Source organism: Pseudomonas sp. StFLB209, assembly GCF_000829415.1.
Taxonomy (GTDB): Bacteria; Pseudomonadota; Gammaproteobacteria; order Pseudomonadales; family Pseudomonadaceae; genus Aquipseudomonas.
The window spans coordinates 2,698,058-2,711,220 of record NZ_AP014637.1; the positions used below are offsets into that span (position 1 = coordinate 2,698,058).

General features: G+C 60.4%; 10 protein-coding genes and 1 pseudogene. 4 read left to right on the forward strand and 7 right to left on the reverse strand.

What is annotated here, in order from left to right; genetic code table 11:
* Positions 1-94: 94 nt before the first annotated feature.
* The 4 genes and pseudogenes from cobJ to PSCI_RS12215 all read left to right on the forward strand — a co-directional run.
* Positions 95-904: pseudogene (gene cobJ / locus PSCI_RS30175) on the forward strand (precorrin-3B C(17)-methyltransferase); the annotation flags it as partial.
* Between the two features lie 298 nt (positions 905-1,202).
* Positions 1,203-2,090, forward strand: coding sequence for a hypothetical protein (locus tag PSCI_RS12205; RefSeq protein WP_144403239.1), 888 nt, complete (start codon positions 1,203-1,205; stop codon positions 2,088-2,090).
* A 25-nt stretch (positions 2,091-2,115) separates the two neighbouring features.
* Positions 2,116-2,781 (forward strand): hypothetical protein, encoded by a 666-nt coding sequence (locus PSCI_RS12210; protein WP_045486950.1) that lies wholly within the window; start codon positions 2,116-2,118, stop codon positions 2,779-2,781.
* Positions 2,778-3,413, forward strand: a complete 636-nt coding sequence (locus PSCI_RS12215; protein ID WP_045486953.1) for a hypothetical protein — start codon at positions 2,778-2,780, stop codon at positions 3,411-3,413. Before PSCI_RS12210 ends, PSCI_RS12215 begins: the two co-directional genes overlap by 4 nt.
* On the opposite strand, the gene PSCI_RS12220 is transcribed toward PSCI_RS12215, so the two are convergent.
* The 7 genes from PSCI_RS12220 to PSCI_RS12250 form a co-directional block, all read right to left on the reverse strand.
* Positions 3,410-4,009 carry a MarC family protein gene (locus PSCI_RS12220; protein WP_045486955.1) on the reverse strand — a complete coding sequence of 200 codons (600 nt, stop codon included), beginning with the start codon at positions 4,007-4,009 and terminating at the stop codon, positions 3,410-3,412. The genes PSCI_RS12215 and PSCI_RS12220 overlap by 4 nt on opposite strands.
* Before the next feature lie 42 nt (positions 4,010-4,051).
* A complete protein-coding gene (locus PSCI_RS12225; protein ID WP_045486958.1) occupies positions 4,052-6,844 on the reverse strand; it encodes a hybrid sensor histidine kinase/response regulator in 2,793 nt (930 codons plus the stop codon).
* A gap of 96 nt (positions 6,845-6,940) precedes the next feature.
* Entirely contained in the window at positions 6,941-8,236 is a 1,296-nt protein-coding gene (gene purD / locus PSCI_RS12230; RefSeq protein ID WP_045486961.1) for a phosphoribosylamine--glycine ligase, read from the reverse strand.
* Between the two features lie 184 nt (positions 8,237-8,420).
* Positions 8,421-10,025 carry a bifunctional phosphoribosylaminoimidazolecarboxamide formyltransferase/IMP cyclohydrolase gene (gene purH, locus PSCI_RS12235; protein WP_045486964.1) on the reverse strand — a complete coding sequence of 535 codons (1,605 nt, stop codon included), beginning with the start codon at positions 10,023-10,025 and terminating at the stop codon, positions 8,421-8,423.
* A 78-nt stretch (positions 10,026-10,103) separates the two neighbouring features.
* On the reverse strand, positions 10,104-10,424 hold the full coding sequence (gene fis / locus PSCI_RS12240; RefSeq protein WP_045486967.1) for a DNA-binding transcriptional regulator Fis: 321 nt from the start codon (positions 10,422-10,424) through the stop codon (positions 10,104-10,106).
* Positions 10,421-11,434, reverse strand: coding sequence for a tRNA dihydrouridine synthase DusB (gene dusB / locus PSCI_RS12245; RefSeq protein WP_045486970.1), 1,014 nt, complete (start codon positions 11,432-11,434; stop codon positions 10,421-10,423). Before dusB ends, fis begins: the two co-directional genes overlap by 4 nt.
* 314 nt (positions 11,435-11,748) lie before the next feature.
* Positions 11,749-13,140, reverse strand: a complete 1,392-nt coding sequence (locus tag PSCI_RS12250; RefSeq protein ID WP_045486973.1) for a DUF3426 domain-containing protein — start codon at positions 13,138-13,140, stop codon at positions 11,749-11,751.
* Positions 13,141-13,163: the final 23 nt, after the last annotated feature.

Below are 13,163 nucleotides of genomic sequence, written 5' to 3' on the forward strand. Positions count from 1 at the left end.
CGTGACCGGCGCCTCGAATGCCGAGCGTCTGAAATTGAGCGGGGTTAGCCTGCACAGCGCAGCGCAGGCCGGGCTGTTGATCGGCATCGGCGCCGAGCCACTGAATGTAGAGCGCATCGGGCGTGGTCGTGGCCGGCTGGCAGTTATCGGCCTGGGCCCCGGTGCCCGCGAGCTGATGGTCCCGGCGGTGCAGGCCGAACTGGCCCGCGCCAACGATGTGCTGGGTTATGAAACCTACGTGCGCATGGCCGGGCCTTTTCGCGACGATCAAGTGCTGCACAACACCGATAACCGCGAAGAAATGCAGCGTGCTCGCCACGCCTTCGAACTGGCTGCCCAGGGGCGGTCGGTGGTGGTGGTTTCGTCCGGTGACCCTGGGGTGTTCGCCATGGCCGCTGCAGTGCTCGAAGCCTTGCACGAAGTCGTCGACGATCCGGCCCGCGCTGACTGGCGGGGCGTGGAGCTGGAAATCCTGCCCGGCGTATCGGCCAGCCTGGCCACCGCGGCGCAGGCCGGCGCGCCGCTGGGGCATGACTTCTGCGTGATGTCGCTGTCGGACAACCTCAAGCCCTGGTCGATCATCGAGCAGCGCCTGGAGCTGGCGTCCCAGGCTGATCTGGTGCTGGCCTTCTACAACCCGATCTCCCGCTCGCGACCTTGGCAACTGGGCCGCGCGCTGGAGATCGTGCGTCAGCATCGCAGTGCGCAGACCCCGGTCACCCTGGGCCGCGACATTGGCCGGCCGGGGCAGAGCCTGCGGGTCGTGAGCCTGGGCGAACTGACCCCCGAGATGGTCGATATGCGCACCATGGTGCTGGTCGGCTCGTCGACCACCTGCACCTTCCCTCGGGCCGATGGCGGGCAGTGGGTGTATACGCCGCGTTGGTATGGCAGCAAACCCTGAATCAATGGTAACGAGCCGTCGTCTGGTAGGCGCGGCTCGTAGGAAAGCTCATCTTTAAATGGGTGGCCTGCAGGCGGGAGAGTTGTAGGGGGTTGTAATTTTTCTAAATATTAGTTTTGTAAGATTTTTCTCTTTCTTTGCTAAGTGTTTTGTAATGTGTTGTTTTTGTTGATTAATGTTCTGTGGATAAAAAAGACGCCTTTGTCGTGTTGTCTGTTTGTTAAATCGCTTTTTAGTGTTTTGTTTTCGGATGCTGGCTCATTGAGAGGATGGAGTATTTATAACGGCTGGTGCTACCTTGTTGTTGTCCGAGAGGGCATTTAACTACAAGGAACTAAAAGGATTAGACGTTATGGAAAACTTTAATGAGCTGTCGCTGCAGAGTGTTCAAGCGTTTATTGCCAACTGTGAGCTGGGGCAGTGCGAAGCACCGTCGAGCACTGCACACGGGGCGATGTCGGCCGCGCTGAGGATGGCCGTCGATGGCGGTAATGAGGTTGCACAGCACCTTGTTGAAGGGGCTGGCAGCGGTGCAGTAGTTGAAGGCGGCCTGATGGTCTTCACGCCAGGAACCAGCGCAGAGGTTCGCAAGGATGTACTGGATTGTTTGTTGTTAGCGACCCTGGTTGCCAATAACGCTCATGATATCGAAACCGAAAACAAGGATTGGTTCGGGGCTTTTAATTACGTTCTGCTCAATCTGGGCTGGCCGGTTCACGATATGGGCTACCGTGATTATCAGTCTGGCGGTGCCAGCCTGAGCATGGACAAACTGATTCTGGAAATGCTCGCCTCGGCGATTGCTACGGCAGCCTTGCCTGGGGCTGCTGGTGCAAAGTTGCTGGAGGTTGCCACCCAGTTGATTCAGGGGTTTTCCAGTCAGCCAGGGCCACTCAAGTTATTCGAGCAAAAGAGCAAATCACAACAAGGCGCCAACTTTCGGGTCGGCACTTGCCATGAGGCGCAAGACGGTGAGGTCTATATCACGCTGGCCACCGTCAACTTCAGAATCAAGCGCAACATGACGTCGGTCCTGGGCTTTCGCTGGAGCGACGGTGAAGCGCAGATCTATGGTGCGAATCGTGGCCTGGTCTTCAATCGCCGGCACTATGAGCGTGTCAAAGGCGATGTAGAGGACAAACTGGGCAAGGGCGCCCGTGCCAACATCGCGGCATTCGAGATCTGACAGCCAGATTGGCTGGGGGCGGCTCATGGAACTGCAAAACCACAGTTTGATGGTCAGTGCGGGATGCCTGTTGTTTTTCGGCAATCATCGGTCTGACACGGATGTCATTGACGCTGCGCTGTATACGCAACTGTTTGCTTCGAAAAAACATTCCAGGCTGACTGATCATGAGCGTTGGAAAAAGGCTTGGCTGGAGGCTGCGATTTACCTGGGATGGGATTATCAGGGCAGTCTTAATTTCGTAGAGCCGGCCCCCTGCCAGGAGTCTGCCACTTTCTGGGACTGGGCCAAGGCGTTACGCCCGGCCTTTGTCAGCGAGGCGCTCGTTGAGGGTGGCGAGAAGGCATTGCAACAGTGCTCATTGCAGCAGGCCGCCTTCACGGTATTTGCCAACCAGGTGCTGGACCCCGGTGCGACCGCCCAGGCGATGCAGGTGGGGCTGCTGGACAGGGATAAAAGCTTGACCCTGTTGCAGTTGCACTTTGAGTGCCGTAGCCCGTTGAGTCGCGACAGTCTGTTCGGACCCTGGAGCCCGGCTCAGGTAAAGGGCAACATCCGATTCAGCTTTCATCGGCTGTTGTTGTCCAGCGAGGCTTTATACCGGGAACGTCGTGAAGCGCTTTTTCGCAAGCTTGATGACCGCCGGGCCGGGCTTGTCTTGCCGGTACTGAGCCTGGGCAGTAAAGCGTGAGTGCGCCTGACTTTGTCTGCCGTCTGGGTGACATAGACAGCCTGCTCGCGTTCTTTCCCGGTGTGGCACAGCCACATCGGGAGGATATCCAGGACGCCCTGCTGTATGCCCAGCAACGTGCTGGCCATCTGTACGACTTTCAGAGCCAGTGGCACAGCTGGATTCACGCTTACCGGCAGCATCTGGAAGGCTTGGGGTTCGTCCCCCGTGGGGTGGTGGCCGGCGACTCTCTGGTGATCGGCACAGTGGCAGACCTTGACCGGGCAAGTTTCAGAATCGCTAATCCACAGGTCATGCAGCGCCTCGCAGAGCTGGTGCGTGACTCATTCACCAGGCTGGAGGTGATCGAGGCGGCGCAAGCGTTCTTCGAAGGCCGTGGCCTTTCTGGAGTTCGGTTGGGCAGTTTTCAGATAATGCCCTGTGTAAGTACCGCGAACCGTGACTTGTCGGCCTTGCTGTGCAGTTTACGGCTGAATGTCGACGAGTATGCCGCCAGCGGCCGACGCCTGATCCTGCACTTCAAGGGCGCTGCCTATCACTTCCAGCCGGAGCGTTTCGCGCCGCGGCGCGAGGGGGTGTGCACTTATCTGCTCGGCAAGAGCCGCGCTTTCATCACTCGTGTCGAGCTTTAGGTGACGACCAGATAACCACGTATCCCGGTAAAAATGATCTGTGCAGCCAGGGCGCAGACGAACAGGCCCATCAGGCGGCTGACAATCTGCAGGCCCTGCTCACCGAGCAGGCGCTCGATACGGTTGGCCATGAACAGCACCAGACCCACGGTAAAGCTGGCCAGGGCAATGCTCAGCACGGCTGAGATCTTGTCGTTCCAGTGCGGCTGGCTGACGCCCATCACTAGCAGTGCACCGATGGTGCCGGGCCCGACCGTGATGGGGATGGTCAACGGCACGATGCTCACGTCCTGCTGGATATTATCGGTCTGCACCGCCGACTTGCCTTGCGCCATGCCCAGCGCGGAAATGAACAGCACCGTGCCAGCGCCGATCCGGAACGCATCGACGGTGATGCCGAACACATCGAAGATCACCCGGCCGAACAGGTAGAGCAGCACGCTGGACACCAGGGTCGCCAGCGCCACCTTCCAGGCCAGGCGCTTCTGCTCTTTGCGCGAGTGGCCACGGGTCAGGCTGATGAAGCAGGACAGGACGAAAAATGGGCTGTAGAGCACTAACATTTTCAGGTAAACGCTGGACAGCACATGAAGCATGGCGGGCGCTCAGGCAGGGAGAATGTGCTCAGTCTATCAGGGTCAGTTCTGCTGGTAGACCTTCTCTTCAGTCGTCTTGGCCCGGGTGCGATCGCGCTGTGCCAGCCAGTACTCGACCAGCTCGCGCAATTGCGAAAGCTCCACGGGTTTGGCCATATGGCCGTCCATGCCAGCCTGGCGGGCGCGATCCTTGTGTTCGGTGAGAATGTGTGCGGTAAGGGCCACGATGGGCGTGCGCACCCGCTGGTTGCCCATTTCCCAGGCGCGCAGTTGCTCGGTCGCCGAGAAACCATCAAGCACCGGCATTTCGCAGTCCATCAGCACCAGGTCGTAGCGCTGGGCTTTCATGGCGCGCAAGGCTTCTTCGCCGTTGCTGGCAGTGTCGGGCTTGAGGTTGAGCTTGCCCAGCATACCGCGGATGACCTTGGTGGAGATGTTGTTGTCCTCGGCCACCAGAATGCGGAAGTCACCCGGTACGTCGATGGGCGCGGCCGCCAACGGCAGTGCTGACGGTGCGACATACGCGGTTCCCTTGCTGCGCTGGGTCAACTCATCGGCGAGGGTGGTCTTGAGGGTATAACCGGCCACCGGTTTGGCCAATATGCGTTTGATCCCGGCATTACGGGCAATGATTTTGCTCGGCGCGTTGCTGATGCCGGTGAGCATGATCAGCAGAATGTCGTGGTTGAGGCTCGGGTCTTCCTTGATCTTGGTCGCCAACTGCATGCCGGTCATGCCGGGCATGTTCTGGTCGAGCAGGACCACGTCAAAGTAGTCACGCAGGTGCGCCTTGGTGCGCAGCATGGCCAGGGCTTCCTTGCCGGACGCCACGGCACTGACGTTAAGGCCCCACGCCGAGCACTGTTGCACCAGCACTTTACGGCAGGTGTCGTTGTCATCGACCACCAGTACCCGGGCGTCTTTGAGCGGCCCGTCCAGGTCCAGGGTGGGCTGCTCAAGCAGGTGCGCCGGCAACGGCAGGCACAGCCACAGGGTATTGCCTTGACCGGTGCTGTTCTGGATGCCGAATTCGCCATCCATCAGGATGATCAGTTGGCGGGCGATGACCAGCCCCAGATGGCCGCCCAGTTTGCTGGAGGCCAGGAAGTTTTTGCTGTGCAGTTCAGTGTGCAACAGGGCATCGCGTTCTTCGCCCGACAACGGCTCGCCGGTATCCTGCACGGCAATGCGCAGGCGCGGCTTGCCGCCACGATTGTCGAGTGCCGCGACCAGCAGAATTTCGCCGCCCTCGGTTTTCTTCAGGGCGTTTTCCAGCAGGCTCAGCAAGGTCTGGCGCAGGCGCGTCGGGTCACCGCTGATCACTCTTGGCACCTGGGACTGGACCAGGCTGATCAACTCGACATTCTGTTGTTCTGCCTTTGCCCGAAAGATGTTCAGGCAATCTTCGATCAAGGCACTGATGTCGAACTGTACGTCGTCCAGTTCGATCTGCCCGGACTCCAGCTTGGTGATGTCGAGGATCTCGTTGATCAGCGTCAGCAGCTCATTGCCGGCGCTGTGAATGGTCTGTACATAGTCGCGCTGCTTGACCGAGAGCGGTGTGCCAAGCAGCAGCTCGGTCATGCCCAGCACGCCATTCATGGGGGTGCGAATCTCGTGGCTGATCTTGGCCAGGAATTCGGCTTTGGCGTTGATCTCGGCGGTGCTGGCCGCCTCGTCGCGGCTGATGCTGAACTTGCTCTCGACGATGTTGCGCTGACGTTCTCCAAGGGCAGTGTTCATCAGCAGGCCGCTGACGCAGAACACCGCAAGGAGGGTGAGAATCAGCCACTGCGGTGGTATCAGGCTCAGCCACAACAGTCCGGGCAGGACCACCATGTAACCTAGGTTGAAGATGATCATCGAGAACATGAACAGGCGTGCAGGCCGATAACCCTTGATCCAGTGCAGCACTGAAATGCCGAGGATGCTCACCGTGGTCAGGGCTACCAGCACGAAGGTCACCAGGTTGATTGACAGGTCGTCGACCAGTAACACCAACAGGGTGCCGATGACCATCAAGCTGCCGTCGATCAGCAGCAGGCGATCAACAGCTCTGGACTTGCGATGGGCAAAAAAGCAGTAGGTGTACATCAACCCGGTGACGGCCGCCAGCAGCAACGCCACGTGAGCGCCGGGGGTCTGTGGCAGGTGCCAGTCATCGAACAGGTCTAGCAGGTTCAATAGCAATAGCGCACTGAGCGCCAGCAAGGTTTCGCAGGCGGCCAGCCACAAGTTGGTACGGGAACGGGTGTGGCTGTAGCGGGCCAGATTCTGCAGGATCAACATGGCCAGCAAACCGAACACCAGGCCGAACAGGAACGGCTCGCGCTCGTCGGCGGCGCTTTCGATGGCGGGCTGCAGAGTGATATTGGGGCGCATCTGCTGGCTGGAGACCATGCGCAGGTACAGGTCCAGAGGGGTCTGGGCTTGTGGTACCGGCAACAGAAAGTCATTGGCGGGCAGGCGCTGGTTCTGTTTGGCAATCAGATTGCCGGTGCGCAGCAGATCGATCTGCCTGTCGCCCTGGAATACGTATAGATCGGCACTGGCCAGATCAGGCGCAAAGATGCGCAGCAGTTGTTCGTGGGGCTCGGGTGTCAGACGGTAATGCAACCAGACGGCACCGTCACGTTTGGCGGCGGTGATACTGTCGAGCTCGCGTGGGCTGAACTGGTTCTGCTGATGCGCCGCGCGCACCTCGGCAATTGAAAGGTGGCCCTTTTCATCGAGTAAAGTCGACCAGCCTGTAGTTGCAGCGGCATGGGCCGACAGCATGAAAAACAGGGTCAGCAGGCTTGCGGTTGAAGCTATGGCGATCCTGAGCCAGCGCACGACGTAATCCTTCCCTGTGTGAATGCCTGAATACATGCGCGGTATTGCTGCGACCAGTACAACCGGCCGGCCCGGTCAGGGGCCGGCCTGGTGGCCTTATTGCTGGCCTTCACCACGCTCACGGGCAATGGCACGATAGCCAATGTCCTTGCGATAGAAACAACCTTGCCAATCAATCTTCGCTGCCAGAGCATAGGCGTTTTGCTGAGCGCTGCTGACACTTTCTCCCAGCGCTGTGGCACACAGCACACGACCACCACTGGTCACGATACGGCCATCCTTGAGCGCGGTACCGGCGTGGAACACTTTGCCTGGCAGGCTGGCTGCTGCGTCCAGACCCTCGATTGCGGCGCCTTTGGCGTAATCGCCCGGGTAGCCGCCGGCGGCCAGGACGATGCCAAGGCTCGGGCGCGGGTCCCACTGCGCTTCGATCTTGTCCAGAGCTTGCGCTAAAGCGGCCTCGATCAGCAAGACCAGGCTCGATTGCAGGCGCAGCATGACCGGCTGGGTTTCGGGGTCGCCAAAGCGGCAGTTGAACTCGATGACCTTCGGGTTACCGGCCTTGTCGATCATCAAACCAGCATAGAGGAAACCGGTGTAGACGTTGCCTTCTTCAGCCATACCGCGGACGGTCGGCCAGATGACCTGGTCCATGACCCGCTGGTGGACGTCGGCGGTGACCACCGGAGCGGGGGAGTAAGCGCCCATGCCGCCGGTGTTCGGGCCGCTGTCGCCGTCGCCAACACGCTTGTGGTCCTGGCTGGTGGCCATGGGCAGCACATTCTTGCCGTCAACCATGACGATGAAGCTGGCTTCTTCGCCATCGAGGAACTCCTCGATCACGACCCGCGAGCCGGCATCGCCAAACGCATTGCCAGCCAGCATGTCGCGCACGGCTGCTTCGGCTTCTGCCAGGGTCATGGCAACGATCACGCCCTTGCCGGCAGCCAGGCCATCGGCCTTGATCACAATCGGTGCGCCTTTTTCCTGCAGGTAGGCCAGGGCCGGCTCGATCTCGGTGAAGTTCTGATAGTCCGCAGTCGGGATCTTGTGGCGGGCCAGGAAGTCCTTGGTGAACGCTTTGGAGCCTTCGAGCTGGGCTGCGCCTGCGGTCGGGCCGAAGCAGTCCAGGCCACGGCTGCGGAACAGGTCCACGACACCGGCTACCAGTGGTACTTCAGGGCCGACGATGGTCAGGCTGACATTCTTCTCGGCGAAGTCGGCCAGTTGTTCCAGAGCCAGCACGTCGATGGCGACGTTCTCGCACTTGGCTTCTGTGGCAGTGCCGGCGTTGCCCGGTGCCACGAAAACCTTCTCTACGCGAGGATCCTGAGCGACTTTCCAGGCCAGGGCGTGTTCACGGCCACCGCTACCAATGATCAAAACATTCATTTCAAAAACCTCGATGACGCAAATTCTGGGGTGTAACGCGATCATGCATTACGAGGTCGCAATGGCGTAGGTGGATGCAAGGCGGATGGGGCTGGACCGAGCGCAGTTGCCTTATGGCAATGAGCATCGGGGCAGCCCCGTCCAACGCAGCAGACGCCTGCGCCAGTGCGGCCGTTTTTATAACTCAGTGACGGAAGTGGCGCATGCCGGTGAACACCATCGCGATTCCGGCCTCATCCGCGGCAGCAATCACTTCTGCGTCGCGCATCGAACCACCTGGCTGGATCACCGCGGTGATGCCGGCCTTGGCGGCGTTGTCGATACCGTCGCGGAACGGGAAGAAGGCGTCCGAGGCCATGACTGCACCGGCGACCTGCAGGCCGGCGTGTTCGGCCTTGATGGCGGCGATGCGCGCGGAGTTGACGCGGCTCATCTGGCCGGCGCCGACACCGATAGTCTGGCGGTTCTTGGCGTAGACGATGGCGTTGGACTTGACGAACTTGGCCACTTTCCAGGCGAAGATCAGGTCATGCACTTCCTGCTCGCTTGGCGCGCGCTGGGTCACGACTTTGAGGTCGGCCTGAGTAATCATGCCGATGTCGCGGCTCTGTACCAGCAGGCCGCCATTGACGCGCTTGTAATCCCAGCCGGCTTGACGCTCGCCCCACTGGCCGCAGGTCAGCAGGCGCACGTTGGCTTTGGCGGCGACCACGGCCTGAGCTTCGGCGCTGACGCTCGGGGCGATGATGACTTCGACGAACTGACGCTCGACGATGGCTTTTGCCGTTTCAGCGTCCAGCTCGCGGTTGAAGGCGATGATGCCGCCAAATGCCGATTCGGTATCCGTGGCGTAGGCCAGGTCGTAGGCTTTGCGGATGCCGCCTTCGTCGTCAGGGCTGACGGCCACGCCGCACGGGTTGGCATGCTTGACGATGACGCAGGCTGGCTTGACGAAGCTCTTGACGCACTCAAGCGCAGCGTCAGTGTCGGCCACGTTGTTGAACGACAGCTCCTTACCCTGCAGCTGGGTGGCGGTGGCGATACCGACTTCGGCAGGTTTTGCTTCAACGTAGAACGCCGCGCTCTGGTGCGGGTTCTCGCCGTAGCGCATTTCCTGGGCCTTGATGAACTGGGTGTTGAAGGTGCGCGGGAACTGGCCACGGCCTTCGGTGCTCAGGGTTTCGGCGCTCTGGTCGATGCCGCCCAGATAGTTGGCGATCATCCCGTCGTAGGCGGCCGTGTGTTCGAACGCCTTGAGCATCAGGTCAAAGCGCTGAGCGTAGGTCAGACCGCCGGACTTGAGGTTTTCCAGAACGCTGGCGTAATCGCTGGCGTTGACCACGATGGCCACGTCTTTGTGGTTCTTGGCTGCGGAGCGGACCATGGTCGGGCCGCCGATGTCGATGTTCTCGATGGCGGTCGGCAGGTCACAGCCTGGTTTGGCAACGGTGGCTTCGAACGGGTAGAGGTTAACCGCCACCAGGTCGATCGGCTTGATGCCGTGTTCGCCCATGATGCCGTCGTCGGTGCCGCGACGACCGAGGATGCCGCCGTGGATCTTCGGATGCAGGGTCTTGACCCGGCCGTCCATCATTTCCGGGAAGCCGGTGTAGTCGGCCACTTCAACCGCCGCAACGCCGTTGTCGCGCAGCAGTTTGAAGGTTCCGCCAGTGGACAGGATCTCCACGCCCAGGGCTTCGAGCTCGCGGGCGAATTCGAGGATTCCGGTTTTGTCGGAAACGCTGATCAAAGCGCGGCGGATCGGCAGGCGGGTGGTCTGGTCGGTCATCTCGATTTCCATCAAAGCTAAAGGTAATCAGCAAAAAAGGCGACCGGTGGGTGGGTCGCCTTGGTTGGTCTGCAATGCTTACAGCAAGTCGTACTGCTTGAGTTTCTTGCGCAAGGTGCCGCGATTGAGGCCCAGAACTTCAGAGGCTTTGGTCTGGTTACCCTTGACGTAATTCATGACGCTTTCGAGCAATGGTGCCTCGACTTCGGACAACACCAGGTTGTACACGTCAGTGACGTTGGCGCCTTCGAGGTGGGCGAAATAATTGTGCAGCGCCTTCTCGACACTGCCGCGCAGGGTCTGGCCCTCTTCGCTCGGCGTGTTCAGGTGCTGTTTCAAATTGACATTGTCGCTCACGGGTGTTGTTCCACTCACTAAAGTCTCGGTCATCATCGTCATGCGGCCACCTCTTCTTCATTTTCGTTATCCGGGCCCTGACAGCCTTGGCTGAAGAACTCCCGGATGTTGGCGCATTGTTGTTGCGTATCGTCCAAACGATTGAAGTGGGCGCGAAACTCCCTGGCGCCCGGCAAGGTTGCGAGATACCAGCCGACATGCTTGCGCGCGATGCGCACGCCCATTACATCGCCGTAAAACGCGTGCAGGGCGGTCAGGTGCTCCAGCAGGATCTGCTCCACTTCAACCAGCGAAGGGGCGGGCAGGATCATGCCGGTGCGCAGGTAATGCTCTATCTCGCGGAAAATCCACGGGCGCCCTTGAGCGGCCCGGCCAATCAACAAACCATCGGCGCCGGTCGCTTGCAGCACATACCGGGCCTTTTCGGGTGAATCTATGTCGCCGTTGGCAAACACCGGGATCGACACCGCCTGCTTGATCGCGGCGATGGTGTCGTACTCGGCTTCGCCGGTGTAGAGGTCCGCACGGGTCCGCCCGTGAACTGCCAGGGCCTGGATACCTGCCTGCTCGGCAATCTTCGCGACAGTCAGGCCGTTCTTGTTGTCACGGTCCCAGCCGGTGCGGATCTTCAGGGTGACCGGCACATCGACTGCGGCCACCACGGCGTGCAGGATCTCGGTCACCAGTTGTTCGTCTTTGAGCAGCGCTGAACCTGCTGCCTTGTTACATACCTTCTTGGCCGGACAACCCATGTTGATGTCGATGATCTGGGCGCCCAGTTCGACATTGGCACGGGCCGCACTGGCCAGCATCTGCGGATCACCACCGGCGATCTGCACCGAGCGCGGCTCGGGATCACCTTCGTGGATCATGCGCAGGCGCGATTTGCGGCTGTTCCACAGGCTCATGTCACTGGTGACCATTTCCGAAACCACCAGCCCGGCGCCCATCTGGCGACACAACTGACGGAAAGGCTGGTCGGTGACGCCCGCCATCGGAGCGAGAATCAAGCCGTTCTGCAATGTATATGGGCCGATGCGTACCACCGACATAGCGTTACCTATAAAGGGGCCGAATCATCCACAGGCCGCATGATTACCGTTGCACACGGTCTGCAACGGTTCGCCCGTCCAACTGCTTGCACAGCGGCCAGACCGAACCGGGAGTTTGAAAAAGGGTTGGCATGATACCCGCTCTCGATGACTGGATAAAGGCTGAATTGGATAAAATCTGAACAGCTCGATGCTTATCACTAATCGTTCGGTTTTTCAGGTTTTACCAACGAACAGCAGCGATCATGCAGGCAACTGTTCGTTACGCCAGGGCGGCGTCCGATTGCCCCGGACCGCGGTACTGGCCGCAGAGGCTATTCCGGGGAGCGAAAATTGAGGCTGTAGTTCACGGCTTTGGCGCCTGGATCGAGGATGTCCAGTGCAATGTGGATCGGCGTCTGGGGTGGCATCTCTTCCTTGCCGGCCATTTCGCCTGACAGATATTCGCCGGGTTTGAAGCGACGACTGGCGATCAACTGACCGCTGGTATCGGCAAAGCGCAGCTCCAGCAGCGGAAAGGGTTGGGAAAAGGATGCACGGTTATAAATGATCGCATCGACCACCAGCGCGCCCTGAAACTCCGGGTGGCTGCGTACCACCAGGTTGCTGCTCTTGAGCTGGTTGATGTCGACCTTCGATGGCACCTTGCAGCCCAGTTGCGGGCACAACTGCTGGAACCAGGGGCGATACTGATCCTGGCGGGCCAGATGATCGAAGTGATACCAGATGTACTGCCCGGCCAGGCCACTGAGCGCCAGGGTAATCAGGGTTATCCATAACAGACGCCGGCCCCAGCGCGGCTTGGGACGCTGCCAGTCGAGCTGCAGCGGGTCGTCGGTCAGGTCCACCAGTGGTTTGTCACGCAGGGCAGGTTCGCTGCGGCCACGCGGATCATGATCATGATCGTCATCGTCCGGTGCCGGCTCGTCTTCGTCGTCGAGCGCCGAAAGGCGGGCGCTATGCCCCGGCGGCTGCTTGCGCAGCTCCAGTGCAGTGAAATCCGGTCCCTTGTCTTCGTCCGCGATGCTGTTCAGTGACAGCGAGGGCTCGGTACGGGTTTCGCTGGCGGCAGCGGGTTCAATGATGGGTTGGTCCGGTTCATCCGGCTCAGGTTCTGGCTCCCTGGCGCGGATGACTTCGGCATGTACTTCGGGCAATTGCTCGACATCGTCATTGGCCAGGCTGGCGATCCACTCGCCGGCTTCGCCTGGTGCTGCGTCGCGTCGTGCGCTGAGGTTTGCTTGCGGGGCGCGTGCATCGACAGTGGCAACCGACTCGGCCAGCTGGATCTCACGTTGCTCCAGGCGTGCCAGCTCTTCGTCCAGGTCCAGGCTGTCCAGGTCCAGTTCGCTGACATGCCAGTAGTCTTCGCCGGGTGCGGCGTTGATGGCCGGCGGTACAGGTTCGGCAACCACTGGCACGGCAGCGGGCGGCTCTGCGGCCAAGGGCGCCGGCTCAAGCGGCGCTTGCGGTGCCGGTTCAGTGACGGCCTCAGGCTCCGGCAGCGCTGCCGGCTCTGCGGGGGCGGGCAGAGGGGCGAGCGCGGTGCGCTGCTGATGGCTCTGCTCCAGCAATTGTTTGGCGGCGTTGAATACCTGCAGGCATGACCCGCAACGCACCACGCCGCGCGCTACGCTCAGCTGCGCATGGTTGACTTTGAAGCTGGTCTGGCAGTGCGGACACTGGGTGACGAAACTGTCGGTCATGCGGCGCTCCGGCTCAGGCAGCG

Coding starts and splice junctions, on each gene's coding strand:
- PSCI_RS12250 (WP_045486973.1), bottom strand. CDS start 13,140: ATGACCGACAGTTTCGTCACCCAGTGTCCGCACTGCCAGACCAGCTTC.
- PSCI_RS12210 (WP_045486950.1), top strand. CDS start 2,116: ATGGAACTGCAAAACCACAGTTTGATGGTCAGTGCGGGATGCCTGTTG.
- dusB (WP_045486970.1), bottom strand. CDS start 11,434: ATGTCGGTGGTACGCATCGGCCCATATACATTGCAGAACGGCTTGATT.
- fis (WP_045486967.1), bottom strand. CDS start 10,424: ATGACGATGATGACCGAGACTTTAGTGAGTGGAACAACACCCGTGAGC.
- purD (WP_045486961.1), bottom strand. CDS start 8,236: ATGAATGTTTTGATCATTGGTAGCGGTGGCCGTGAACACGCCCTGGCC.
- PSCI_RS12220 (WP_045486955.1), bottom strand. CDS start 4,009: ATGCTTCATGTGCTGTCCAGCGTTTACCTGAAAATGTTAGTGCTCTAC.
- purH (WP_045486964.1), bottom strand. CDS start 10,025: ATGACCGACCAGACCACCCGCCTGCCGATCCGCCGCGCTTTGATCAGC.